The sequence below is a fragment of the Okeania sp. SIO1H4 genome (assembly GCF_010672695.1).
GTDB lineage: Bacteria > Cyanobacteriota > Cyanobacteriia > Cyanobacteriales > Microcoleaceae > Okeania > Okeania hirsuta.
The window spans coordinates 133,329-160,271 of record NZ_JAAHGB010000003.1; the positions used below are offsets into that span (position 1 = coordinate 133,329).

23 protein-coding genes are annotated in these 26,943 nt (G+C 36.7%); 9 read left to right on the top strand and 14 right to left on the bottom strand.

What is annotated here, in order from left to right; translation table 11 throughout:
- Positions 1-171 precede the first annotated feature (171 nt).
- Positions 172-378, top strand: coding sequence for a DUF2862 domain-containing protein (locus tag F6K06_RS01705; RefSeq protein ID WP_124145194.1), 207 nt, complete (start codon positions 172-174; stop codon positions 376-378).
- Positions 379-714: 336 nt separating this feature from the next.
- Here F6K06_RS01705 and nrdJ read toward each other — a convergent pair whose 3' ends face one another.
- A complete protein-coding gene (nrdJ, locus tag F6K06_RS01710) occupies positions 715-5,307 on the bottom strand; it encodes a ribonucleoside-triphosphate reductase, adenosylcobalamin-dependent (protein ID WP_287239760.1) in 4,593 nt (1,530 codons plus the stop codon).
- 319 nt (positions 5,308-5,626) lie between these two features.
- Between nrdJ and F6K06_RS01715 the strand changes: the two genes are divergently transcribed.
- Complete coding sequence (locus F6K06_RS01715; protein ID WP_240041548.1) at positions 5,627-6,961, top strand: CHAT domain-containing protein; 1,335 nt, start codon at positions 5,627-5,629, stop codon at positions 6,959-6,961.
- 226 nt (positions 6,962-7,187) lie between these two features.
- A complete protein-coding gene (locus F6K06_RS01720) occupies positions 7,188-7,388 on the top strand; it encodes a UPF0175 family protein (protein WP_124145196.1) in 201 nt (66 codons plus the stop codon).
- A 90-nt stretch (positions 7,389-7,478) separates the two neighbouring features.
- Here F6K06_RS01720 and F6K06_RS33700 read toward each other — a convergent pair whose 3' ends face one another.
- The 4 genes from F6K06_RS33700 to F6K06_RS01735 all read right to left on the bottom strand — a co-directional run bounded on the left by F6K06_RS33700 (position 7,479) and on the right by F6K06_RS01735 (position 10,286).
- Positions 7,479-7,766 (bottom strand): hypothetical protein, encoded by a 288-nt coding sequence (locus F6K06_RS33700; RefSeq protein WP_338043189.1) that lies wholly within the window; start codon positions 7,764-7,766, stop codon positions 7,479-7,481.
- 43 nt (positions 7,767-7,809) lie between these two features.
- Positions 7,810-8,100, bottom strand: a complete 291-nt coding sequence (locus tag F6K06_RS33705; RefSeq protein ID WP_287286689.1) for a hypothetical protein — start codon at positions 8,098-8,100, stop codon at positions 7,810-7,812.
- Between the two features lie 308 nt (positions 8,101-8,408).
- Positions 8,409-9,440: an ABC transporter permease gene (locus F6K06_RS01730; RefSeq protein ID WP_124145197.1), complete on the bottom strand. Its 1,032-nt coding sequence runs from the start codon at positions 9,438-9,440 to the stop codon at positions 8,409-8,411.
- 333 nt (positions 9,441-9,773) lie between these two features.
- On the bottom strand, positions 9,774-10,286 hold the full coding sequence (locus F6K06_RS01735) for an adenine phosphoribosyltransferase (protein WP_124145198.1): 513 nt from the start codon (positions 10,284-10,286) through the stop codon (positions 9,774-9,776).
- A gap of 234 nt (positions 10,287-10,520) precedes the next feature.
- Between F6K06_RS01735 and F6K06_RS01740 the strand changes: the two genes are divergently transcribed.
- From F6K06_RS01740 to F6K06_RS01750, 3 genes are all read left to right on the top strand, one after another.
- Positions 10,521-11,126: a DUF3038 domain-containing protein gene (locus tag F6K06_RS01740; protein ID WP_124145227.1), complete on the top strand. Its 606-nt coding sequence runs from the start codon at positions 10,521-10,523 to the stop codon at positions 11,124-11,126.
- A gap of 622 nt (positions 11,127-11,748) precedes the next feature.
- Positions 11,749-12,837: a DUF4335 domain-containing protein gene (locus F6K06_RS01745; RefSeq protein WP_124145199.1), complete on the top strand. Its 1,089-nt coding sequence runs from the start codon at positions 11,749-11,751 to the stop codon at positions 12,835-12,837.
- 603 nt (positions 12,838-13,440) lie between these two features.
- Entirely contained in the window at positions 13,441-14,307 is an 867-nt protein-coding gene (locus F6K06_RS01750) for an OmpA family protein (RefSeq protein ID WP_240038964.1), read from the top strand.
- Between the two features lie 402 nt (positions 14,308-14,709).
- Here F6K06_RS01750 and F6K06_RS01755 read toward each other — a convergent pair whose 3' ends face one another.
- Together F6K06_RS01755 and F6K06_RS01760 are read right to left on the bottom strand one after the other, a co-directional pair.
- The gene (locus F6K06_RS01755; protein ID WP_124145200.1) at positions 14,710-14,910 is read right to left on the bottom strand and encodes a hypothetical protein; all 201 of its coding nucleotides are present in this window, start codon (positions 14,908-14,910) and stop codon (positions 14,710-14,712) included.
- Positions 14,855-16,183, bottom strand: a complete 1,329-nt coding sequence (locus tag F6K06_RS01760) for an MFS transporter (RefSeq protein WP_287239765.1) — start codon at positions 16,181-16,183, stop codon at positions 14,855-14,857. Before F6K06_RS01760 ends, F6K06_RS01755 begins: the two co-directional genes overlap by 56 nt.
- A gap of 456 nt (positions 16,184-16,639) precedes the next feature.
- Between F6K06_RS01760 and F6K06_RS01765 the strand changes: the two genes are divergently transcribed.
- Positions 16,640-16,765, top strand: coding sequence for a hypothetical protein (locus F6K06_RS01765; RefSeq protein ID WP_287272947.1), 126 nt, complete (start codon positions 16,640-16,642; stop codon positions 16,763-16,765).
- An 878-nt stretch (positions 16,766-17,643) separates the two neighbouring features.
- On the opposite strand, the gene F6K06_RS01770 is transcribed toward F6K06_RS01765, so the two are convergent.
- From F6K06_RS01770 to F6K06_RS01785, 5 genes are all read right to left on the bottom strand, one after another.
- A complete protein-coding gene (locus F6K06_RS01770) occupies positions 17,644-18,867 on the bottom strand; it encodes a glycosyltransferase (RefSeq protein WP_287239767.1) in 1,224 nt (407 codons plus the stop codon).
- A gap of 109 nt (positions 18,868-18,976) precedes the next feature.
- Positions 18,977-19,180, bottom strand: a complete 204-nt coding sequence (locus F6K06_RS01775) for a DUF6887 family protein (RefSeq protein WP_287239769.1) — start codon at positions 19,178-19,180, stop codon at positions 18,977-18,979.
- A 118-nt stretch (positions 19,181-19,298) separates the two neighbouring features.
- Positions 19,299-19,454, bottom strand: a complete 156-nt coding sequence (locus tag F6K06_RS34495; RefSeq protein WP_375339656.1) for a hypothetical protein — start codon at positions 19,452-19,454, stop codon at positions 19,299-19,301.
- 119 nt (positions 19,455-19,573) lie between these two features.
- Positions 19,574-20,110, bottom strand: coding sequence for a Uma2 family endonuclease (locus F6K06_RS01780; RefSeq protein WP_287239772.1), 537 nt, complete (start codon positions 20,108-20,110; stop codon positions 19,574-19,576).
- Positions 20,111-20,434: 324 nt separating this feature from the next.
- Positions 20,435-21,295, bottom strand: coding sequence for a hypothetical protein (locus tag F6K06_RS01785; protein WP_287239775.1), 861 nt, complete (start codon positions 21,293-21,295; stop codon positions 20,435-20,437).
- A gap of 764 nt (positions 21,296-22,059) precedes the next feature.
- On the opposite strand from F6K06_RS01785, the gene F6K06_RS01790 reads away from it, so the two are divergent.
- Together F6K06_RS01790 and F6K06_RS01795 are read left to right on the top strand one after the other, a co-directional pair.
- Positions 22,060-23,844, top strand: a complete 1,785-nt coding sequence (locus tag F6K06_RS01790) for a fatty acyl-AMP ligase (protein WP_287239777.1) — start codon at positions 22,060-22,062, stop codon at positions 23,842-23,844.
- Positions 23,845-24,255: 411 nt separating this feature from the next.
- Positions 24,256-25,554 (top strand): TIGR03118 family protein, encoded by a 1,299-nt coding sequence (locus F6K06_RS01795; RefSeq protein ID WP_124145206.1) that lies wholly within the window; start codon positions 24,256-24,258, stop codon positions 25,552-25,554.
- A gap of 449 nt (positions 25,555-26,003) precedes the next feature.
- On the opposite strand, the gene F6K06_RS01800 is transcribed toward F6K06_RS01795, so the two are convergent.
- Together F6K06_RS01800 and F6K06_RS01805 are read right to left on the bottom strand one after the other, a co-directional pair.
- On the bottom strand, positions 26,004-26,432 hold the full coding sequence (locus F6K06_RS01800; RefSeq protein WP_287239781.1) for a hypothetical protein: 429 nt from the start codon (positions 26,430-26,432) through the stop codon (positions 26,004-26,006).
- Complete coding sequence (locus F6K06_RS01805; protein ID WP_287239821.1) at positions 26,411-26,866, bottom strand: transposase; 456 nt, start codon at positions 26,864-26,866, stop codon at positions 26,411-26,413. The genes F6K06_RS01800 and F6K06_RS01805 overlap by 22 nt, the downstream gene beginning before the upstream one ends.
- Positions 26,867-26,943 lie beyond the last annotated feature (77 nt).

Sequence of the window (26,943 nt, forward strand, 5' to 3'; positions counted from 1 at the left end):
TATTTGTAGCAAACATTTATCAAATTAATACTATACCTCAATCATAGAAATAATTTGGCTTTTGACCTTTCATATTAGACTTTTGGTTTATACTATAGAACTGTGCTCAAGCACTAATTTCATATAAACTGTGCATTGATTCATACCACTAGGAGAACATCGTAAACAAAAATGGAAATAGGTCAGAAAGTAAAAGTAAAAGGTATCAAACAACAACCTATACCACCCGCAAATATAATTGACCAACTGAAGAAAAATCCAATTGGTACAATAAAAGAATTCAAAATGGTAGACGGTAGTGGAATCGGCTTTTGGGTCGAATTTGAAGAAAACATAGGTACTTGGTTTTTTGAAGAGGAATTAATACCTATCTCTTAACAGATGCTATAGCAGAAGGAAGAAGGCAGAAGGCAGAAGGCAGAAGGCAGAAGGCAGAAGGCAGAAGGAAAAATCTGGCATTGTCTGAGTTTTCAGCTTTTGATATGTCCTCTTCTTTCCTTCGACTGCTATAAAATTAGAGAATTAGGGATAATACCAATATAGGAGAAAAAAGTATTACTTATAATATAAACTCCTATCATAAGTTACTTATCCCTATTAGAGCGGGAGCAAGATGCTCCCACTATCTATACCATGACAATGCACTAATACCAAACATTGTAGGGTGGACAGATATGAAAGATATCCAGCCATAAATCCCTACAGCTACAAATTTTAGTTAACTTGAGGTTCCGAAGCTTTCAATTCACAAACCATTCCAGAACAAGCGGGGTCTTGAGGTCCCATCTCTGGCAACTCACTAGCTAACACATAACCATTCATCAGCTCGGAAAAATTATCGGACTTGCGACGACGCAATACATCCTCTTGCATTTTTTCATATTCCTCCTGAGATATGCGTTCAAATGGCAACCGGGGGAAAGGTGCATCAAACCGCGCTAACAACGCTGAGGAAATATAACCCTCGTCATCACGAATTGCTTCATAAATACGTTTGCCAAGAGGTTCAATTTCTGCTTCCGTTAATAAAATGGTGCTACTGCTGTTATGAGTTGTCCAATGTTGTTGTACTCCCATGTAAAAGTCAAACATCGCAGTAGCGCTGAACTTCTCAATGGTAATCTCTTCAACCCCAGGTAAATCTATCCAAGATACCTGTACTGGAATTTCTACTAACCATTCTTTAGCCCGATCGTCAAAAGGATCGTTCAGTAAATTTCCATTTTCATCTTTGCTTGACTGCCCTGGAATTACAGAATAACCATAGTCAAGACAAGCTAATGCTACGGGGTCATTTTTGGCAAAAGTAATGCGTCGCACCCACCGCAACCCAAAAGGTGGATGCCAACCGGGAGCAGCGTTTGTTAACAGAGACTTAGTGCCACTAGGTTGAACTGTTGTACAACGGTTTGGACGTTTAAGGTTGTGGCGATCGCAATAATCCCACACTACCTGATGTACTATTTCGCGCCAACGGGTCAAATATTCTGCTTCCTTTTGTTTAAACTCTAGACCTTGAATAGTTGCGGGACGACCTGCTTGCCACCAATGCAACCATTCAATGCCAAAAGCTTTTACAAAAAAGTCAAATAAACCAGTAAAAGAAACACCTACAATAGGGTCTAATTCTCGACTAGAATTATAGCGAGGTTCGAGGAATTTATGGTTTAGTAAAGTTGCCACAGAAAGGGCGCCAGCAGTAAAAGCTTCCTCCTGTTCTTTATGGTTATTTGGGTCAATTTGATTCAGATGAATTTCTGACAAGTTGCAGTGGAAGTTAGAGCCAATTATTTCTCCACAATTGTGAGTTAAACAACCATTAGCAATGAAAGAATTAGTTAAAGGAACGTGCAAATCATAAACAACTTCTTCTCCAAATTCTTCAACTTTTTTCACCTTTGAAGTAAACTTAGAATTAATAGTTGACTCACAATAATTAGGCAATGGTTTTTTTAACCATTTTTCAGCTTTAATATTCTTACTTGGCGATAGTGGAAAGCCGATTAATTCTTGAAATAAATTGAAGTTAAAAGTAGAGATAAATAATCCATAACTGCCTCGATCTAAGCTAATTTTCTCAGTTCCATCAACAGTTGTATAAGGAACACCTCTGTAACCTTCTTTCCTAATTAATCTAACTGTACTAATAATTCCTAAATTAGATAGAATCAATTGAATTTGTTGGAGTAGTTTTTCCGAAACCATGGCTAATTTAATTCTTATGGAATCTTTATCTACTGTGCCATCTGCACTAAAAATTCCTTGTAAAAAGCCAATTAAAACTTCCTGAGATTGACTCAGAAAATTATTAGGAAGTTCTTCTTTTCCGACTATATCTAAATCGGCAAAAAACTTTTCTAATTTAGGAGATTGAGTTCGGAATTCATAGACTCCTTTATGCAGTGTAGTTACATATTCTCTTCCTGTAATTGATGCAACCGCTTTGCCTACAATATTGTTGGCAGTTTCATACTCATCTTGGTTAAAAACAAACCCTTTAGCAAAGTGGTCTTGCTTCCTTCCATGACCATTACTACGAGCTTTTATCCTAACATTATATCCATCTCCATACCACCAACCAAGCATTTGAGCTTGAGCAACAGAAATAGTACCTTTGCCAAAATAACCTGCTCCTCTCTGAACATAAATATTGTCATCATTAGTTAAATCTTGAGTGCTAACCCAACCTCGACTGGTAAAATGTTGATGGTCTGCTGTACATCGCATTTGCATTCCATTAGTCAGCATAATTTTGTAGGTAGTTTTAACTCCCGTCGCAAAAGCGATCGCATCCGTTAACTTCACACCAGATAAACCGACAGAACGCAAATCCACCAATGCTTTAAACTGTTTACCTACCAAATCCTGAATCGGAATTAACCCTTGGTCTGTAGAAACTAAAGTATCCCCAGAATGGCAAGGATTTAACCCTAATCTTGCTAACCGATGTTCCAGTTCATCATTACTAATATTTGGATAGTGTTCTTGAAACCATTTTTTAGCATTATTTTCTCCATAAGCGTTAATAAAATCACTCTTTATTTCTGGGGTTGAAAGTAGATCGCGATTAGCACGAGCAACTGCTTCACCTGCCCACTGAATAGCACCTTCACCAGAATAAAACTGTTTTCTCACTGCCTCAACACATTCTTCTAATGTTGGTTTGTGATGGAAAACATGGGTGTGATTTGCCATTCGCAGAGCATCTCTTTCTGGATCAATTCCCCAGTTACCGTTTTCATCTTGTCGCCAGAGATTATCCTTCGCTACAGCAAACAGGCGATCGCTACTATTGCCCTGCCTCATTCCGGCACTGTTCGCTACTAAAATTCCCTGACAAACAAATTCATGGATACTGGCAACTTCAATATCATAAGTTGATGCTTCTGTCACATCCATCTCAACTTTTTTCACTTTTACCGGAATCAAATCTGTAGCATCGGCGATAAAGTTCTTGACAGTGCGAACCATCATCTGCTTGCGATTATTCCAATCAAAAGTATTCACTGAAGGTTGAGCCATTTCCCAGGGAAACCCGTGATCGTGGAAAAATTTAGGGCGATTACGTTTTTGCACTGGAAACTGAGTAGAGTAAGTCATCATTACTTTTTCTACTGCTTCAAAAGCACTCTCTCCTACAGTTACTAACTCACCTTCCCACTTTCCAGTTCGCTTGCGCACCGAACCACACAATCTCGTGGTGATTCCTAAAGATGCGTATAATGCTTGCACCTGTTGCAGAAAATCTTGGTAAACAGAAGCTACCAGTACGCCCTGAGAATGACAACCATCTGCGTCTGCTAAACCAGCTAAATAAGCTTGACGAATTTCTGTTGTTCCCATCAGAATACAGTCAGGAATCGTAATAGAAGTAAATGACTGTTTAAACTGTGAAAGATATTTATTCAGAATGCTGCTATTTAACTGAAGTTCATAAGCTTTGGTTTTACATTGTTCTGGGGTTCTCAGTGTATGTGTTTCCAAACCAAATTCTTGAGCAACATTAATCAGTCGTTCCAGAATTTCCGGACTATCCTGGGGAACCCAAAACCTGACTTGCCATCCATCTGAAGCAACCGATCCATCTCCATGCAAATATCCCAGAAAATAAGCAACCTCATTGGTAAGAGCAGGTACTGTTATTGCTTTAGCACCATGGGAGGTTACACCTTTTAACTCAGGGAGTTCGGTGGGAGTACCAGGTATTGCTTGAGGCACAAAAATCAAGCGATCGCCCTCTTGCAAGTCTTTAGCTTTTATCATTTTATAGTTACCATACAAATCTTGCAGCACGGCAACTTTATGATCGGCAGTACATTCAAAATATCCGTCTTCTGTTTGAATGCGACATAAAGACTGAGTACCCTGGTTGAAAAAATTTGTCACAGGGTAAAATCCTTTGCTGGTTAAGACGCGATCGCCTATCCGAATTTTTTCAATGGGTACTAACCCTGATGCTGTATGTACTAAAGCACCTTCAGGTAAACAGCGGCGAATATTTCCGGCGACAATTGTGACTGCTGCTTCGTCAATTAGCAGGCAACACTCCACAGAATTTAATTGCCGCCCAATTGCTTGATTTAAAATATTCCCACAACGTTGATACAAGTCTGGCAATTTCACCGGGTTGGCAACACCACCAAATCCTTTTAACTGTTCTCCCGCAGGTCTAACATCGCTCAAATCAATAATGACTTTGACTTCACCGGAAAATCGTTCATCGGTTGACAATTCTAACAAAGCTTGATATGAACCTACCCAACCTTGACGACTGTCTCCAACATAAATTTCTACCTGGTCTCCATCAAATTTTAGTTCTGTCAACTCCCGACGTAATTCAGCAGGAGTAGAACCAATTTCACCCCGCAATATCAGATTTAAGTGATTTCTAATTGGTGGCAGTTGATTTATATAATCTCCTTCTAATACTGCTCCAGTACCGCAACCCATCATTGCTAAGTCCATTAATAGACCAAAGGCACGCCAGTCCATTATATTTGTGGACGAACAATTGTAGGCCCCCGAAAAATTTTGTGGTTGTGTAATCCATTCTGTGCCACCGACCCACAACCAACGGCCAGAGGACATGGCTTTTAGTTGACTTTGCATCCGATACAGTAAGTCCGTTTCTTCCGGGGTAAGTTGACCTAATTTTCTCAGGCCATTAATTGTGCGATCGCATACTTCGACCCAAGTCTCACGGCCATTTTCTGTTTTACGGCTATAAGTTCGATAAAATACTGGATTAGCAGTGGGAGCTGTTTCTGGGAACTCCCTATGATCTACTTTTTCTAGTTCTCGTACCATAGTTAAATAGAAAATAGAATTTTTTGGAAATAAGCAACAAATTACGAGTGTAGCGATTTTTTATATATAGCGTCAAATTTTTGACAAATTTACCAAATTACTCTATATTTTGCGTTTTTTGTTTTTAGAGGTGGAATTAGAATTGAACTAGAGTTTAACTAGAGTTAAAAGTACGAGTAAAACACTATAAAAAAACTGTTTGCCTGGCATGACCCAGGAAATACTTACCTGTAATAACTGAATCCTTACCAAGATATTAAACAAGGTACTGTATATGTTTGAGAAAATCTTTTCTTTTAAGAATAAGTATAAAGTCAGTATGACAATTTTTATATTTATTCTTTCCCTGATTATTATTCTCACTTTTAATTCAGAAAAAACTGTCTCTCAAGACATAAATCTAACTGTCTCAGAGAAAGTGATGAAAATGGAAGAAAGGCTAAAAAAAGAATTTGAGGCTTATTTTGATCGAGATTTTTCTAAAGTTTCAAAAACTGGTGATGATATTGCTAAAAAATTGTTAGAAATTAGCCAAACAAGTAATATAAAACCAGCCGTATTTTGGGCGATACCCGAACCAGAATATTTACATTTAGTCTTTATTTATCCTGGAAAAAAACCTCTAGTTAAAGACCTTGATTTTATCAAATACGAAACCCTGATTCAAGCAGTTAAATTATTTCAAAATGAAATCACTAATCCTCAGCTGCTTTTTGCAGACTTTTACTTAAATCAGGCTCAACAACTCTATGAATGGATTATTAAACCCTTTGCAGCAAATCTCCAAGCAGAAAAAATAGACACAATATTGTTTTGTTTAGGAAAAGGTTTGCGTACTCTACCAATAGCCGCATTACACGATGGAAAAAAATTTTTAGTAGAAAAATATAGTCTGGCAATTATTCCTGCATTTAATTTAATTGATTCTAATTATACTCCCATTCAAAAAGCTAGAATTTTAGCCATGGGGGCATCAGAATTTCAGACACAAAAGTCTTTACCAGCAGTTCCAGTTGAACTCTCAACAATTGTTGATGAAAACCTGACAGAAAGTATCTCACCTCAAAATATTTCTCAAGGTTGGCCTGGAAAATTATTTCTCAATCAGGAATTCACTTTAGAAAACTTAAAAAATCAACTTTCCTCTCAATTTTTTAATATTATTCACTTAGCAACTCATGCAAAATTTCAGCCTGGAAAACCTGAAAATTCTTACATTCAATTTTGGGATACTCAACTCCATTTAGACAAAGTAAAAGAGATTGCTTGGAACACTCCTCCGGCTGAATTATTAGTCTTAAGTGCTTGTAAAACTGCCGTTGGAGATCGAGATGTGGAGTTAGGTTTTGCTGGATTAGCTTTAGAAGCAGGAGTTCAGTCTGTATTAGCAAGTTTGTGGTACGTTAATGATATTGGAACTTTAGCCTTAATGAGTGAATTTTATGAACAGTTAAAAACAGCACCAAGTAAAGCTGAAGCAATTAGACAAACTCAAATTAAAATGATTCAAGGAGATGTATTGCTCAGGAATGAAAGATTGAAGTTTTCTAGAGGTGAAATATCTTTACCTGAGAGTTTACAAGGATTGGGAGAAATTAACTTTTCTCATCCTTTCTATTGGTCAGGATTTACTCTTGTTAGCAGTCCTTGGTAATAATTAATAGGGAATAGGGAGGGAATAGGGAGGTAATAGGGAGAATATAAATAAAGATATGTGTACCTCATTAGTCTGAGAAGCGCTATATTGATTTTAGGTGTTGTGAATCAAGCTATTAAATCTAAAGTTGTCAAATATAAAATGCTTTTAAATAATGAATTAATTATCAACTAATAAATAATTATCCATTGTTCATTATCCATTAATAAAGGATGTTAAAAAAGTGAGTTTGATTATTTCTGATGAAATCATAAAAGCTAGTAGGTTGTCAGAGGATGAACTGTTAATTGAGATTGTTTTGTTGCTCTTTCAGCAGGAAGAAATTAGCTTGGGAAGATCAGCACAATTATTAAATATGTCGCAGATTCGTTTTCAAAAGTTGATGGCAGAGCGTGGTATCGCAATTCATTATAATGTGGCATAATTGCAGAAAGATATTCAACATTTGAAGGCTAAGGGGTGGTTATGATTGTTTTCAACAATTAATAATTAATAATTATAGCGTACCTCATAATCAACTTAAAATCTCCCTTTTCAACCCCTTTAAAATAGCCAAAACTGTCACTAAATCATCCCCTCGTCTTAAGCTAAACTCATCAGACAAAGCATACTCAAACTGCTCTCCTTTTACCAACTTTAAAAAGATAAAATTACTGCCATTAGTCACCAGTCCAAACAAAGACTTATCTGCATGATCACTTCCCAACATATAAGCTAAACATTGAGGAATACCCACCTCTAAAGAAAACCCTGATCGCTTAGACTCAATAACCAAAACCCAGAAGCGGTCTTGTAAGACCAAAACATAAATTCTACCCCGAAGAATTAACCCTTTATCTCTCTCTTCAATCTCTATAGAACTCTCCGCAGTAGTATAAAAAGGAGGTAAAAAAACCCGCTAAATCTAATAAAGGAGACACTACCACCATTTTAACCATATCTTCTACCATGGGACGCATCGCTAAATTAAAATAATTATTTTTAACCCGATGCAATTGTTGTTTTTCCCTTTGATTAATCTCTGGTAAATTATCTTGCCATTCCCTAAAAAAAGCAGGATTTTCACTCAATTTAAAATTAAATTTATCTATCAAATCATAAAGCGTAACTCGTTCTGCTTGTATTGTTTCTGTCATAATACCAGTTTGATAAATCTTTGCTACAAATATTTAGGTTACTGCTATTGAGTCAGGAGACAGGAGTCAAGAGTCGTATGGGGATAGGTTTGATACCATTTTTTATGTAGTAATTTATATCATGTTCCCCCCGAGGGGGAGCTACGCTAACGGATAATCAGTTATAAATAAAATTTAAGGACTGATAGTACCGACAGTACCAAAGAAATACTGAAATTATCAATACTATTCCTCCAATATTTCCTCCTGACTCCTGACTCCTGACTCCTGACTCCTGACTCCTGACTCCTGACTCCTGACTCCTTAAATCACTTCAGATTTTCCAATTTAATCCTTGGGTCTACAGCTTTCAACAATAAATCAGCCAATAAATTACCAATAATTAACATCAAAGCACCCATCATTAAACTTGCCATAACTAAATATAAATCCTGATTTCTTACTGCCTCTAAAATCAAAGTTCCTAAACCAGGCCAATTAAAGAAATATTCAGCAATAAACGAACCACCTAATAAACTGGCAAATTCAAATCCCAATAATGTGATTAAAGGGTTAATGGCATTTCTCAAGGCATGAACATAAATTACTCGATTCTCCGGAAGACCTTTAGCTCTTGCCGTTTGAATATAATTTTGTCGCAAAACATCTAATAATTGCCCCCGCATTAACCTCTGTAAACCAGCAAAACTGGTAATGCTTAAAGCAACAGTTGGCAAAATTATATGCCAACCCATATCTAAAATTTTACCCACAAAAGATAGCTCATCATAATCGATACTTTGCATTCCTCCCACTGGTAATAAAGGAGAAAGATTTTGAGCTAAAAATAATAATAATAGAGCAGTAATAAAACTAGGAAAACCTTGACCAGTGTAACTAATTAATTGGAGAAAACGGTCTAAAAAACGGTTTTGATTAACTCCAGCAATAATACCAAGAGGAATAGCGATCGCCCAGGTCATTATTAAGGAAGAAATTGACAAAACTAAAGTAGCTGGTATTCGCTCCAATAATAGATCGGCCACTGGTTGTTGAAAGACAAAACTCCTACCAAAATTGCCACTGGTAATAATTTGTGTTAGCCAACGTAAATATTGTTCTAAAGGCGACTTATCTAAACCAAACTGTTGCTCAAGTTGTTTAATAGTATCTTGAGAAATTTGAGGATTTTGACTTAAAGTATCTATATAACTACCTGGAGCTAACTGAATTATGGCAAAACACAGAGCAGATGCGAGAAATAAAGTCAAAATTGCTTGTAATAATCTCTTTAAAACATAAGCAAAAGTTTCACTGGCAATTAATTGTTTTAGTTTGCTATACTTCAATTTTTTATCCATTAACTTGCGGAAGAAAGAAGGAACAAGGAAGAAGGAAGAAAGCTTTAGTTATCTGAGGAAAAAGGGGTTTATATTCGGATAATTACTGATAATAAAGTTTTTGTTTGTAGTTGGGCTTTAGCCCTTACAATAGTTATAGTAGACTCCCTCCACTAAGTGTGAGGTACACCCCGAAGCTGGCAAGATGCCTACTGTTAAAGGCAAAATCTAACGTTGCCTGAATTTTACAGCGCTTTTGCTAAATAACTAAAACCTCACTGCCAATGCTATATTGCTTGTATTTTATAGTCAATTAACGGAAATTATACTTAGCTTCTGACTTCTAATTTTCAATTAATATTCGATCAAACTAACAATTGGCACTTCAGGCAACTTCTGACGCCCACCCAAGTCTTTTAACTCAATCACAAAGCCAAACCCTACTAAATTACAACTTGCTTTTTCAATTAATTGAGCTGTAGCTGCTGCCGTACCACCTGTAGCTAATAAATCATCAATTACTAAAACCCTACTGCCTGCTGCCATGGCATCTTGGTGCATTTCCAACGTATCTTGGCCATACTCTAAATCGTAAGTAACTGAATATACTGCTGCTGGTAATTTTCCCGGTTTGCGGACTGGTACAAAACCTACATTCAACTTATAAGCTAAGGGGACACCAAAAATAAAACCCCGGGATTCTATACCCACTATATAGTTTGGTTGAAATTCTAAGCATTTTTCTGCCAAAATGTCAATAGTATAATGTAAACTTTCTGGGTCACTGAGAAGGGTCGTAATATCTCGGAATAAAATTCCTGATTTGGGAAAATTAGGAATTTCGCGAATTAAATTTTTTAGGTCCATAGATTTTAGTCAAAAGTTATAAGATTTAGATAAATTCAAAAAAATTCCTCAGTGGGAAAAGTATATCTCTAAATGTAGACCGGAGTTTCTATTGACATTAATGATGCTGTTTAGACTGATTACAAAATCTATAATTGGGTGTTATTCTTGATAGTAATTAATATTATTTAGTTATATTGACATTTTTACCAAAATATTATAACGAAGTATTGAATATTGGCAATAAATAAAGTAATGGAATTGAACACTGCCCCCATTCCGTCCACACCATTAATATTGAAGAATTTACCAGATATACCTCTCCCCGATAATGGGTGTCCTCGTAGAACTAAAACCCAAATTGATTTAATTCTTTTGGCAGTTGAAGCTTTGCAACTTGGAGGAGCAGAAGTTATGCTCAAAGTTGTCAAAGACCTAGATCTACAAGGGATTATTCCAAATCGGGTTTCTTTGTGGCGACTGCGTAGTACAAATCCCCTACGTCTGAATAGTCAACGTCGTCCCTTGACATTGAATGAGGCCAAAGCTTTAGTGATTATTACTGGTCATTTGGCTAAACGTTTAACTGTTCCGATTCGGAAACTTTTGTTTGACTACCAGCAGTTAAATCAAAAACAGTTACCAATAGAAAATCATTTACAATTATCTTTTTATTTAGAACAGTTTAGAGCACATTTTCGCAGTCGTATGAACCCCAGGCGGTCTGGTGTAATGGCCTACAATTCAGAGGAAAAGTTAAATCAACTAGGATTAGAGTTATTGGGTAAATTATTATTCTGTACTGGTACAACGGGTATGCAAAGGTTTTGGATTAGTCTGTTTGATGGGGAAGTAAGTTAAAAGGGAGAACAGGCAACAGGCAACAGGCAAAAGGGAGAAATATAAGAATTGATTTGATTTTTGATTTTTGGAGATGTCTATTAACTTGAGAAAGTGAGTTAGTAGTTCTGGAGAGACCCCAAAATGTCAGGCACAATTGATTAAATGTGGTAAGGTCTACCGTTAATACTTGTGGACAATATACTGCCGATGGCTTTGGATAAAGCAGTAGGGAAGTTAATTAAAATATCTGTATAGCAGAAGAAAGAAGGAAAAGGCTTGCTTTGTCTGAGCTTTGAACTTTTATATGTCCTAACCTTTCCTTCGACTGCCATACAATAAAAATGTCACTTTTTGCGAGCTATAGCGTTTTCAAATGAGATGTCTAAACAAGAGTTGGTTATTTACTATAGTCATTCCAGTTAAGATTGAGACAAAGGTTTCTTGCCTTGAAAGAGTTTCAGCTGAAAAAGTGTTTCAGTCTTATTCAGAATGACTATAACAGTAAAAAATCCGGCAAACCTTCTTAACCTGTTGCCAGATGAGCTGTTGCCTGTTACCTAAAAGCGACCAAGTTTTTTTTACGCAACTCAAATGAAATTACTATATTGTATTAGTTTTAATTTTATGGAGCAGAAGTGCAATGACGATTCAACGTCAGTACAGCTTGCCTAACTGTAAGTTGATTTTGCAAGGTTTGAGTGAAACTGGAAGTCCTAATTTAAGTCAAGGGCAGGTATTATCTATTTTGACCAATGCTGAATGTCAGATTCAAGGCCAAGAGCCATCATTAACTGGGGGACGAGATTTTTTTGAAAGCTTGGTCAGACAAGTCAGTAGTTATGCCCAAGAATTTCTCAGTGGAATATCTTTGCCTAGACACCAAAGTGATAGTCAAGAATTGGTGCATTTACAAAGAATAGATACTAATCTACACAGATTGACAGTTTTTGAGGGCAATGTTCAAGATCAAAAACTTGGAATAATTGTTGATTTAAACACAGTCCAACTATTTGATTTGGTTGAGGCGGTGGACCAGTTTTTTGCTGATTCTTTGACTTTACCTGGTTTCTCTCTGGCAGTAAGACCCGTGTCTCGAAAAGATGCAAAATTAGGAGAACCTGTAGCTCAGAAAGTTATACCTGCTGCTGTGGGAATGTCTGGTTTGGCATTAGCTAGTCTGGCCTTATTCTTTGTCCCTATTCCAGAAGTACAACGTCCTAAAGATCCTCAACCACAGTCAAATGAAAGTATTAATAATTTAGAGGCATCTCCTAACAGTACTTCAGAACCTGGTTTTAATCCTACCCCCACACCTGAAGGTTTGGACTCATCACCGAATGCTACTATTAATTCATCAGATGAAGTGGATGGGGTAGATACTTCTGAACAGACGCTGACTCAAGAAAATTCAGAGACATCTTTGAGTGCCAGTTCCAAAATTACTGACCAAGCAGAGATTGAACGATTAGAGAATTTACTCTCTGAAAAAATTAATAATGCTTGGACAATAGGAGTCAACGAAGCTTTGATTTATCGTGTCACAGTAGCTTCAGATGGTTCTATAATTGGCTATAAGCCCATAAATCCAGCAGCTGCTGATGAGGTAGATAAAATTCCTCTGCCAGATTTGCTAAATAAGCAAGCATTAGGTGAGGAGAATAATCAATCTATAGTTGAGTTTAAGGTATTGTTTCAAGAAAATGGTTTATTGGAAGTAGAGCCTTGGTAACTGAAGAAGGCAGAAGGCAGAAGGTAGAAGGCAGAAGGTATCTACTCTACCCCCTTTAATGAAGTCAGAATTCAGAAGTCAGAAGTCAGAAGTTATTTTTGTAACGGGGATTTGAGCAACCCTCCAAAAATATTTCGCCATTTCCCGGCGGGGTTGCGCGACCCATATTATTTTAATAAGAAACTTCTGAAAATTTTGTGGGGAGCAGGGGAGCAGGGAGCAGGGGAGAAGGGAGCAGGGGAGAAGGGAGCAGGGGAGAAGAGAGAAAGAAAAAATTTGGCTAAGTAAAACTACTTAAGTTTTCAAAAAAATTTACTTTTCAATACATGATTTTTGAGGAAAAAGCCTCTCAAACATGAACACATAACTTGTTTATTTTGTCAAGCAAGTTATGTGTGAAGAAAGATGTTTATAAAGCATAGGACTTTCCTACGGAATGCTGCGCAAACAGGCACAGGTACTGATAACTGATAACTGAAATGATAGTGAGGTATTCAACCCACAAAAGACAAAGATAAAGTTATACTCCGGTATTATGTCTTATGTCTCAAATTCAGTTTTTGAGGTAGTATCAAATCAGAATAATCAACGAATGGGAAAACCGTGAGTAAATCTTCTCCCGACCGGACTCCTAATACTAGGTCTCCGGGAATGGTTTTGTTAATACTATCCTTAATATTTCGATTTTTGCTGCTGATGGTAACTAGCGGTTTTTCCTGGGTTTTGGGAATGGCGATCGCTTTTCAATATCCTTCTACTTCCCAAGATATACCCATCTCAGAAAAATTACTCCGTGGTGCTAGAAGTATAGTATCTCAGAAAAAGTTACCTCCATCCTCAAGGTCTACTCCCGCATCTACCCCAGAAATTATTACGCCTCAAGTTGAACTGACTGAGGTACAAAAACAGGAACTACAAACAGAGCTTCAAAAGTTACAAACACAGTTAAATAGTTTAATTGGTCGTACCAGGAATTTAGAAAATCAACTGGGTGTGAGAAAATTAGATGGAAATTTAGAGGCAAGATTGGACTTAATAGCTCAACAGTTAGCTTTGCCTATATCTGATCGTCAGAATCAAGAAGTAATAAGTAAGCCTTCTCAGCCAGTTTTTAGTGAAAAGACAATGATGGTTACTCTTCCTAGTGATGTTTTGTTTGAGTCTGGTAGTAATACAATTCGTTCTGAGGGAAGGTCAATTTTAGATAATTTAATTGGTGAATTGAAAAATTATCCAGAAATGACAATTAGTGTTTCTGGTCATACTGATAATCGAGGTAAAGTCAAGGTCAATCAGGAAAAATCATTTTTGCAAGCAGAAAGAGTAGCAGAATATTTCTCAAAAAATATGGGCGATCGCTACCGTTTTTTGGTTATTGGTTATGGAGAATCTAGTCCTATAGTAGAAAATAATTCTCAAACTAATCGGCAACGTAATCGTCGGATTGAGGTGAAAATTCATAAAAGATAAGGAAGAAGGAAGAGGGAAGAGGGAAGAGGATTAACGAAGTCAGAAGTCAGAAGTCAGAAGTCAGAAGTTATTTTTTTAACGGGGATTTAACAAAAATATTTCGTCTTAAAAGGCGAGTTTTTAGACCCAATTATTTTGATAAAGAATTGATAATTTGGCGTTGGTGATTTTGGCTATGATTGTGCTTTAATGGCAGTTGCCTAACTATTAACTTAAAAGCATTTTATATTTGCAAAATTTAGGTTTCATAGCTTGATTAACCAACGCCTAATGGATAAAAATTGCTTTTATTTTCAGAAGGAAGAGGGAAGAGGAAAAAATCTGGCTTGTCTTACTTTTAAGCTTTTTTCTTCCTTGTCTTCATTATCTAGTCACAACCAGAAAATAAAAAATCTACCAAAGTTAGTATTTTAGGTGCATACATAATTGGGCAGAAAAATCATTCTTAAAATTCTTACTCCTACCTCCTCTAAATTCCCCTAACTCCTGTCTCCTGTCTCCTGTCTCCTGTCTCCTGTCTCCTGTCTCCTGTCCATGTTTTCCAGCTTTAGCAAGCAGCAGTATTGTCTGATTCAGTATTATCAACTTCAAAGCGATCAGCATTAGGTAACTCTCTCTCTACTCGCCGTAACTCTGGAGTACGATAGGCGACTAATACTGCCCCAATATTCAATAGACCCATTAATACAAATAATAAAGCCATTCCCCGGCCATCTCCAACTCCAATAATTCTTCCTACGCTACTTGCTAAAATTCCATTTTCACTCATCAATGGCTTAAATATAAACTCCACTAAAGGCGCTGCACTTAAATGAGTAATTACTAATAAAGACTTTTCCATCATATTCTGCAAAGCAAAAACTCGTCCTTGTAAATCTTGAGGTACTTTTTGTTGCCAAATAGTATGATTCAAACTAACAATAACTGCCCTGGAAAATAAATAGCCAAAACCACCAATTGCAGCTAATACTACAGCAGTTTTAAATCCTCCTAAACATAAACATAATCCCTGAATAAATGCAAAGATTAAAATTCCCTCTATTCGACGCTTAGTACCTCCCCATAAACTTACTGCGACACTACCTAGTAACATTCCAATGCCACTAACAGACATTACTATTCCTAACTCTTTTTCAGAGGCAAAACTTAATACCATTGGCAAGAATAAAACTTGCAATACTCCGGCACTTAGATAAATAACACCAAAGAATATAGTTAACTTCCGTAAACCAGAACGTATTACTATATAATTCCAACCTGAAATAACTTCCTGCCATAACTCTTCAATACTTACTCTACGTCTGGTAATTTTCTTTTCTCTTCTAGGGAATTTTATACTCAACAGAGTCAGCAACCCAAACAGATAAGTACCAAAGTCTACTAATAATACTCCGTGAAGATGGATTTTAATAATTAACAATCCCGCTATACTAGGACCTAGTATTCTTGCTGTTGCTATTGCACCTTGTACCATGCCATTTGCGCGACTCAGGTGTTGCACTGGTACAAGTTGAGGGATGGCAGAGGTATAAGCTGGCCATTGAAAAGCGTTACAGACGGAACTAATACCTACTGCTATATAGATATGCCAAACTTGCAGTTGCCCGGAGAAGACCAATAACATTATTGCAAATGCTGTTACTCCAGTGATTGAGTCACTGATAATCATTACCCTACGACGACTCCAGCGGTCTACCATTGCACCAGCAAATGGTGAAATTAAGAGACTAGGTAGATGAATGAATAAGGATAACAGAGCATAATGGGTAATCGAACCTGTTGTTTGATAAACCCAAACTGCTAGAGCGAATTCACTCAGACTAGAACCGAACAGGGAAACAATTTGTCCCAACCATATAAATAAGAATGTTTGCATAACCTTGAGTTGCTAGAGGAATGAAAATAGAATGGAATAGCATTGATTTGGTAGACTTTTTAATACTTAATTATAACTTTAACAGACTAAAGCGATTGAATTAAGTATGTATTAATTTGTCGATTTTTTTTAATGATTGCTACAGCTATTAAAAATTTCATTTTTACCCGATAAATTAATTTTCTGCTAGCTATTCAAGTACACTTACCTAATTAAGTTAATAACTAAAATTCTTTGGTTTATGAGGTTTTTTAATTAATAGCATCTCTTAGTATCTCTATTTACTTTAACTGGATATTTTTTAACTAGCTTAAAGATTATATTGTCTTAATCTTTTTATCAGTAAGTTTTATCAAGAATTTTCTGTAATACTATTATTCAAAGGAATCCAAGAACTATTGTTGGAAAAGGCACAAAAAAATATAGAAAATTCTATAGAGCTTTCAGGATATAATTTTGAGAAAAACAATCAGAATGTTATTTAAGTTAATTCATACATACAAAGTTGACTTTTGGGAAAAAACTGGGGAAAATTTTCAAGTAAATTTAGATTATGGTGAGGTTGAAGACTATTATCTGTAGTTCATATCAAATTTTAAGTAGTTTATGCTTGAGATTTTCCTCGATTCCATATGTCTATAATTAGGGTAGTTATACCAATTTTGTAAATATTTACTACAAATACAGCGTCGATTTGGTTAGTGATATATACCTGTTTTTCTTATTTTTCAGTATGAGAATTGCTATAAATAGCAAAAGCAAATTAATTGTATATTTGATAGTTAACTTAAGAGCTGATTTGTAAACTGAGTTAAAACTCCTTTCTAGCATGGGTTTGCCGAAAATTATGTCCTGGGGGCTTAGGTAGTGTCAAACCCTTACACTGTAAAGCATTTATCCTCTTAATATTTACTTTATAAATCAGCTCTAAATAAGTAGGAAAAATAATTTTTAGATTGACATCTCTAGCACAAAAGTATATTTTATTCCCTATTCCCTATTCCCTATTCCATGTTTCCTGTTCCCGACTAACAAATGTTATAGTCATTTAACTTTAGATTGAGACAAAGCTTTCTTGCTATGAAGGAGTTTCAGGCGAAAAAACGTCTCATTTTTAAGTTAAACTACTATAAATTAATTTTGCACAGGTACTTATCTTGGTAGTCCTGCTCGTGTAATGGTATACAGCAAAAAGGAATACCAGGTACGGGAGCAAGATGCTCCCACTGCTTTTATCCTTGAGTAAAATAATTACAATAGACTACTAATACAATGCACCACCACCAAATTAAAGAAGCAAAAGTTGATAGCTGATATGCTTCGTTACTAATTTTTATCTTTTTCCTTTAGGGTTTAATACTCTGCACCTCATAAGTGATGTTTACAATTGGTCGGGGTTTTATTCCCCATCCACTTTTTCCTTTTTTCTTCTTCCTTCTTCCTCCTTACTTTTTCCTTCTTCAAGAGACCTGAGTAATTTGCTCTTGCCAAATTTTAACTAGGTTAGCTACTGCATTATCCCAACTATATTTAACAACAGATTCTTTGGCATTAATACCCATTTGAATTCGTAAATTACTATCTTCTATTAATAGCTTCAATTTCTCACAAAAATTTTCCTGATTTCTGGGTGTAAATAATAAACCATTCCATCCATCTTGAATATTTTCTACGACTCCTCCTGCTTGAGGAGCAACTACTGGAATACCTGCGGCAAAAGCTTCTAATACAGTTAAACCTCTGGTTTCTTTTTCTGAAGCTGTGACATGAAAATCGCTATTTTTCAGAATATTAGGTATATTCTCTGGAGGTACTCTACCTAATAAATATACATTTTTTGTCAGTTTAGTTAATCTATTTGATATTTCATCGCGCATCGGACCATCACCAACAATTATTATAGCAATATTTTCTATATTTACTAATTGCTGAAGTTTGACAAAAGCATCTAAGGTAAATTGCCAACCTTTATCTTCAGTTAATCTGCCTAAAAATACTATTTTTACTTTGTTGGTTAAATTAGGAATTTGATAATTTGATTCCCAAAAATTAGCTGTTTTTATAGCTGACTGAAATTTTTCTACGTCAAAACCATGAAAATTGGTATACTTAACATTCTTGATACCCATATTCACAATTTTTTCATAGGTAACAATACTAGAAACCAAGGTTAAATCATATTGATTGTAAATAGAGACAAAACTTTTTTCAAAGATTAATTTCAACATCAAGTTAATCCCTTTTGGCAAAGGTAAAAAATCTTCAAAATAGTCTAAAAAGTTAGTTCTGAAAGTACAAACACAGGGAATATTATTTTGTCGAGAAAATTGGATGCCAGCTAAACGAAAAAAAGCAAAAAATAATCTTTCTGGTTCATCTACATGAATAATTTCCGGCTGAAATTTGTCTAATTCTCGGCGGACTATTTGGTAAGTATTAAACCCCACATTTCTCTCAAAATCTAGGAATGGTGTACTCGGTAAATTAATGATTTGAACTCCAGGAAAAATATTACCCGTATAATCTTTCCAATTAGGATACAAATGAGCAAGGGGACTATAGTCTGGGCAAAATAATAAAACTTGATGTCCGAATTGACTTAGTTTTTGGACTCGGTAAAAACCACTGACAGTTACTCCATCTAATACAGGTAAAAATCCAGAGGCAATAATAGCAATTTTCATAAATAAAGGAAGAAGTAAGAAGGAAGAAGGAAGAAGGAAGAAGAAAGAAGGCAAGAAATCTAAGTCTTAAGCTAAGGAATTATTAATATACTATAGAAGGGCGATCGCATTATTGTTTCTGATTCAATTTGGCTTGAAAAATTGCCTCAATTTCTTCTTTTTCCATTTCTGATGCTGGAGGATACTTAAAATTTTCCGTTTTCCGACTCATTAATAGTTCTAATGCTTGGCTAAATTTTTTTTCATCATTACGATTTTCTGAAAGATATTGACAAAGTTCTCTATTACTCATTTGTGAAAGTGATTTGTTCATATTTCAAAATCTTCTTGAGAGTAGGGAGTAGGGAGTAGGGAATAGGTTTTCAACCGAAAAATATATTCTCGCTGAATATAATCAATCGTTAAAAATATTACTGAACCTTACTTATTACTTAATAACTGAAGTCTTGAGGAAGTATCACATTATTTTTAGTAATTGATATTATTTTTAGTCTTTTATTGTAACGAAATAAATTGATGGGATTATAAAGATTAGATAGCAACTGACAAATAAAAATTGCAGTTTCTTTTTGTTTTTTTGTTGGCAAAAATTAACTCCTTATCAGAATTTGAAATTTGACTGACAGTTTGTTCAACTAAATTCTTACTTTTAACTTTTAAAATTTGACTTTTGAAATTTGACTTTTGACTTCCCTGAAAAGATTTATTACTGTTGAGTCATTGCTATTATCCGTTCAACTGTAAAATCTGAAATACTGTCTAGGGTAGGCAGTATGTCATTTCCGGCAAAGACCATTGGTAGTTCTTGGTTCTCCCAAACCCAGATTCGCTGTCGCTGAATGTCTATTAACCAAGCAAGTTGAGTCCTGTTGCTCAAACAGTGCAGAATTTTGTTCTGTAAGTCCAAAGTGCTTTGGTCTGGAGAACGTATTTCTATTAACCAGTCTGGCGCTCCTTGTAGTGGGCTATCTTCATCCGAAAGGCGATCGCTTTTAACAACCACAATATCCGGTACGGGGGATAAGGGGGGAATGATGCAGCGGAGTTCCTGAATAGCTTCATAAGCTTGGGTTTTATTGTTAATGGCATTTACAAGGTTGCGCTGGAGACGGGAATGAAACAGGGTTGGCATGGGTTTTTGTTGAGCTTTTCCATGGATAAATTCCCAAGCAGGAGAAGCTTCTATATTAGGTTGTTGGAGAAAAGCCTCAAAGGAGGTAGTAATACTTGTTGATAGTGGCATAATTAAGTTATCCGCAAAAGCATACATTGGATGTGCTATTTACTGATAGAATATGGGTTAGTTTGTTGGGTTTATTTGCCTCTACCCAACCTACAAATAGCACTTTTTGAATACAGAATTAATTACTCTTTTCTTCAAAAATATATTCTAAATTTTTTTTCTTTTATGTTATGTTTCTGATGATAATCCAATTTATTAAGAAGAGGTAATTATTAATTGTGGAAGTATTTCACATTTTCAATAATTCATAGCGATCGCTATGCCAGATAGGTGCTAATATACCTCGTCATGAGAACCAAAATTAAGCAACAAAATAGCTTCTTCTTAATCTTCAGAATTTTCAATAAATTCAAATACCTTGAATAACTTATAGTCCATGTTGTTGTTTTGCAGTAATTGAATGAGCGAATTGCCTGTGCGCCTGTACATGGCCTGTTCAGTTTGATTGTCCACGAGCTGTAGCCAAGTTACAAGCACTTGTTCAGGATTCTGGATGTTCAAAGCAGTATTATTCCAGGGAGGTGAGTTTTCAGCGGCCATCACGACTGTGGTCATACACTCAGGCATACTGTGTTCGCCGCTAACCACCATGTCTGCGACAACAAATGCCATAACATCCATGGCTTCAGACAGGGTAATACTACCCTCTTGGAACAGAACGGAGGCTGTTTTGAGGTAAAGGAAGGTACTGTTAGAACGCCCTCCCACAAAACGATTGGGGTTGTGCTCTTGGGAATCGTAGAACCAGTTGCCATTTTGGATATTGACGTTGGCGGCAGGATTTATGAGGTTACTGTATTGTACTGGGTTACGGTTGGGGTGATTGGCCTCTGTAAATATAATGTCGCCACCGAGTCGCCGATAACGAGCGACGGAAATACCCCAGTTGAGGTCTTCAATGTTCAGACGATTGCGGGACGGCCCTAAGGAATGCTGAAGGCTTAGGTGATTTGGCCCATTAATCCCATTGGGGTTGTTGGCATAACGATCGCGTAGCGTGTTGACGGTATTGTCATCAAGGGGTACGGCAGGTCCTCGGTTACGAGCATGAGCATTGTAGGCTCCATATCGTACTCCCAGTGAGTCTTCTGCTACAGTGACGGCATTATAGTAAATGCGGGTTTCAAGTCTTCCACTCCATGCGGCTACATCATAAGCGTTGCCAAGCTGTCCATTGCCAAGCATAGGCTGGAAGTCTAACTTATCAACAATTAGACACACAAGTACGAGCGATCGCTGCCCACCTCTAATTATTCATTAGTCCAGGAGACCAAATATTAGTTGAGTTGTTTATCCCTACACTACTAGGTCATTTCAGTTATCAGTTATCAGTACCTCTGGCTGTTTGCCCAGCATGACCTAGGAAAGTAAAGTGAATTGAAATATTGAACTTGATTTTTTTCATCCCGTTAAAAGGGGAGACTTGAGACCTTATTTTTTGGTCAAGAATGGTTTGATTTCTTCTTATCGGTGGGTGGTGCGTTACATTTCATTAACACACTCTACAAGATCGGCGATCGCACTCTAACTTAATTGTTGAATCAAAAATGATGTAATCGTTATTTTTTGAAGATAAAGTTTGAATTATCAATCTCAGCTTCTTTGATAGAAAATTTAAAAGATTGTCATCAACTCCTGACAAAAAGTCGCCAAAAATCCCTAAACTCCTCAACAGAGTTTCAATGGTTTCACCCTTGTTGCCCCATCCTGTGATAGGATAATTCAAGGAAAAATCCAAGGGAGTGTTATTGCCTAATCAAATTTTAACGCCCGAAACACTTATAATTCCATTGTTTAAATGAGCGATCGCCTCATATTCATTTAACCATGATGAACTAATTTTTCTCAGCCCCTCTAACAAGGGTTTGACCTATTTACAACTATGTGGTAATAAAGAAAAACTTACTAATACAATACTCTAATTATTAATCTGCTGAAAAAATCCTCAAATGGCTAAATACTCAACAATACTAGATATCCTAAACCATCGCTCCCAAAATCTACCTAATCAAATTGCTTATACATTTTTGCCAGATGGAGAAACTGAATCTGGAAGCTTAACCTATCAACAATTAAACACACAAGTACGAGCGATCGCTGCTCACCTCCAATCAATCATCATCCCAGGAGACCGAATATTAGTAGTTTATCCGTACATCGCCGGACTAGAATTTATCGCCAGTTTCTTTGGTTGTATCTGTGCAGGAGCGATCGCCGTTACCAGTAACCCACCCCTCAACAACGACGCTATAGTCAAACTCCAAGAAAGAGTCGAATCTTCCCAACCAAAAGCCATTCTCACCACAAAATCTTTTTTACGCGAAATTCAAGAAAAATTAGTCAAAAATCCAGACTTAGCTCCTAAACTCAAGCATTTACCATGGATAGCCACAGATAAAATTGATTTTTCTGAAGCACCCCATTGGATAGAACCAAAAATAGACCCAGACACCCTCGCCTTTTTCCAATACACCTCCGGTTCCACAGGCAAACCAAAAGGAGTAATGGTCACTCACCGCAACGTATTGCATAACTCAGAAATTATTTATCAGTCATTTGAACATACCCCAGAAAGTCAGGGCGTAATATGGCTACCCATGTTCCACGATATGGGATTAATTGGTGGAGTAATACAACCTTTATATGGAGGTTTTCCCGTCACCCTCATGTCACCCGTGGCTTTAATTCAAAAACCCATACGTTGGTTAAAAGCTATTTCTCAATACAAAGCAACAACCAGTGGAGGACCCAACTTTGCTTATGACTTAGTTTCTCGGCAAGTAACGCCAAAACAACTAAAAAGTTTAGATTTAAGTAGTTGGAGTGTCGCATTTTCTGGAGCTGAACCCGTGCGAGCTGCAACTTTAGAAAGATTTGCCGAGACTTTTGCCCCTTGTGGGTTTCGCCCAGAAGCTTTTTATCCTTGCTATGGAATGGCAGAGACTACATTATTTATCAGTGGCGCAACAAAAACAAAACCTCCAGTTATTAAATATGTAGATGCCGAAGCTTTAGCAGAAAACCGAGTTGTGGTTGGTGGTGAAAAAAGTAGAGCTGTGGTTAGTTGTGGTTTTGCTTGGTTGGGTGATGAAATTATGATTGTTGACCCAGAATCTTTAGTTCCACGTCCAGATGGTGAAGTTGGGGAAATTTGGGTATCTGGCGCTGGTGTAGGTAGGGGTTATTGGAATCAGTCAGAAGAGACGGAGCAAACTTTTAATGCTTTTTTGGCAGATAAAGGACCTTTTTTACGGACGGGAGATTTAGGATTTTTACAAGATGGGGAATTATTTATTACTGGTCGGATTAAAGATGTAATGATTTTGTGGGGTAGGTATCGTTATCCTCAAGATATTGAGCTAACAGTGGAAAAATGTCATCCCGCTTTACGGTCTAGTTGTGGAGCAGCTTTTTCTATAGAAGCAGAAGATGATGAGCGGTTGATAATTGCTCAAGAGGTAGAACGCAGTTATTTACGGAAGTTGAATGTTGAGGAAGTAGTTGGAGCAATTCGTCAGGCAGTTGCTGAGGAACATACGGTGGAAGTTTATGCTATTAATCTGCTAAAGACTGGTAGTATTCCTAAGACTACCAGTGGTAAGATTCAGCGTCGAGTTTGTCGCAGTCAATTTTTGGAAGGTTCCCTAAATGTAGTAGGTCAATGGCAACTTCAGACTGAAAAGGGTAGTGTATCGGAATTAGCTGGTAATTATATAGATAGCCAAAATTCTTAGGGGGTAAATGATAGCATCTTTCTGGTAGCAGGCAATAGTCAAATCTTTCTAAATTCTCTTCCCTCCTCATTCCTGTAGGGGCGAATGGCCATTCGCCCCTAGGACATCTAATTACACCGATGCTACCGGATTTGATATAATAAGCTGTTTAGGATTTCAACTATATAGTCAAAATATTCAAAGGCAACAGCTCCAGAAGGCAAAAGGGAATATATAGCAGAGGGCAGAAGGCAGAAAAAATCTTGCGTTGTCTGAGTTTTAAGCTTTTGATATGTCAAAAATGGCGACTGCTATAAAATCTAAATCATTCTTAAGTTTATGTAAAAATATCTTGTATCTTGTTAATTTATTGAGAGTCTTTATTATTAAAGATTTATTCATTCCAGAATGAAAATGTGAGGAGAGTTCAAGATGAAATCTATCAATGTATTATGTGGCACTCTAATTAGTGCAATTATCGGTAGTGGAGTAACCCCGGCATTTGCCGCATACTTTCAAACAAATCTTGTATCAAATAATCCGGACTTTGAGCCTCATATCCTTGACCCTCTAGTCGTCAATGCTTGGGATTTAGCCATCCGTCCCGCCGGATTTGGGGGACACTTTTGGGTAACTAATACTGATTCTGGGACTGTAACTACCTATGTCGGAGATGTTGGTGGAACACCTTTATTTCAAGACGACCTGAAATTTGTGACTATTCCCACATCCCCCAATGCACCAGAAGGAAGCGCAGGTGCTCCGACTGGGCAGTTTTTTAGTCCACACCCATCAGATTTCGAGGTAACAATGTTTCTCGATCCGGACGATCCTGATTTAGGAACAATTACTGGCCCAGGACGATTTTTCGCAGTGGAAGAGGGTGGAACACTTTCCGCTTGGACAGAAGTACCTACAGACGATGGTATACTCAGACCTGTTGAATATTTGGTAGTGGTAGATAATTCAGAATTTGCAGACCAAAATACTGACGATAATCCAGATAACGATAACTTTGCCATCTACAAAGGTATGGCAGGAACAACTTTACCAGAGGATAATCTTCTATTTGCTGCTGATTTCAGTATAAAGTCCCCAGGGATAGATGTTTGGGATAAAGACTTTAATGACATTACATCTAATTTCTTATTTGAGAATCCTTTTGGTGAAGAGTATGCCCCCTTCAATATCCAAAATCTAGATGGTAATCTTTACGTTGCCTATGCAAAACTAAGTGATGAGCCTGGTGAAGAGCAAGCAAAGGTAGGTTTAGGGCGACTAGCTGAGTATGATATTGAAGGTAACTTGCTGAATATATGGGGGCAAGACACCGATGACCCTAATGAAAATGCACTGAATGCTCCTTGGGGTTTAGCGATCGCTCCAGATGATTTTGGCGAATTTAGTAATGCTTTATTGGTCGGTAACTTCGGTGACGGCAGAATTGTCGGTTATGATCGTACAACTCGCGAAGAAATTGGTTTCTTAATGGATGAATCTGGTAATCCTATTGAAATAGAAGGTCTCTGGGGACTAATTTTTGGTAATGGTGCTAGTTTGGGCGAGACAAATCATCTCTACTTTGCAGCAGGTCCTAATGATGAAGCTGATGGTTTGTTTGGCTCTTTACAAGTAGCACAGAACAAATCTACTCCCGAACCGACAGTCAGTATTTTAGGTTTACTTGGAGTTGCAGGTTTAACATTAGCGCGCAAGGGTCGTCGTGGTTAAGGTCGACTTCAAGTTGTTGTTTTTACGGCTATGAGTTGAGAAAAACAGGACTTACACATTTTTTAGCTGGATAATTTTGTAGGGTGAGCAAGTGTTACTTTATCGATCACGGGTCTATATTGCTCAATGTTTGCCACCCTACTAGGGTATCTAGCTTTAGAATTTGGATAAAGCAATTGCTAAGAAGACAGTAAATTCAATATTATCGGCCTGCATTTACTCATAATTTTGGTCTAGACGCGCTACTACTATGGCTGAATAGTAGAATTGATATTATCCCAATGCAACCAGGTTTGGTCTCAGAGGAACTTCGACACAGTTTTATCTTTTTCTTTCGGGTTTAATACCCCGCCGTCTACAGGGTGTTTACAATTGGTTAGGGTTTGAGTCTCCATCCACTTTTTTCTTCTTCAAGATAATAATAGTTGATATTAATGGTAAACAGCATATCAACCTTCTAAAATTCCCACCATAATCTGTAATAACTCCGTCAAGTCTGCTGGAACTCGATATATATTTGTATCTTGTATGACTCGTTTTTGTTGAGTATCCAAAACAGCAAATTGCCAAATATTACCCATTGATACTGCACCATATAACAAAGAATAGTTGGCAAATTCTGCTTTTTCTACAGCAATTAATTCCACTGCTAATTGTGTGAAACCTCTTTGTAAATCAGCATTTTTTGCTTCAATAACTAGAAACTGAGTTTTGGTCTGGAGAAAATAATCTAATTCACCTTTCAACTGTTCGTTAATTTTTAAAGAATACCCCACTTTGATTTTGACTTGGGTATAGTGAATTAATTCCATCAAAACTGGAGTAATGAGAAACTCCCGTCTAGCCATTTCGCTAGTTAAACTGACATAGGTTGACACTCCACGCACCTATTGGCGAGTGGATTTTGGTTCATCGAGACTACTTGCTTTGAGCGAATCACTTCCATCAAAGTAGAGGTATTCTCTCCCCAAACTTTAGCTCCGGTGTGCCCCACCTTACTTAATCCTTTTTTCAAGATATTGATTGCTGCATTTTCGTCTCTATCCAACACACAACCACAGGAACAAGAATGAGTTCTAGTTGATAGAGATTTTGTGACAATTTCACCGCATTGAGAACAGTTTTGAGATGTATATTGGGGTCGTACAGCAATAGTGATTTTTCCAAATTTCATCCCAAAATACTCTATCCATTCTCTAAATTGGTACCATGCAGCATCATTAATACTTTTAGCCAAACAATGATTTTTAACTAAGTTCTTAATTCTTAAATCCTCATAAGCTATCACATCAATTTTATTATAAGTAATTATCCGAACATGATATTAGGTGACTGTAATAAAATTTTATAAAAATGATATTACAAATAGTATAATACTAGATGAAATAC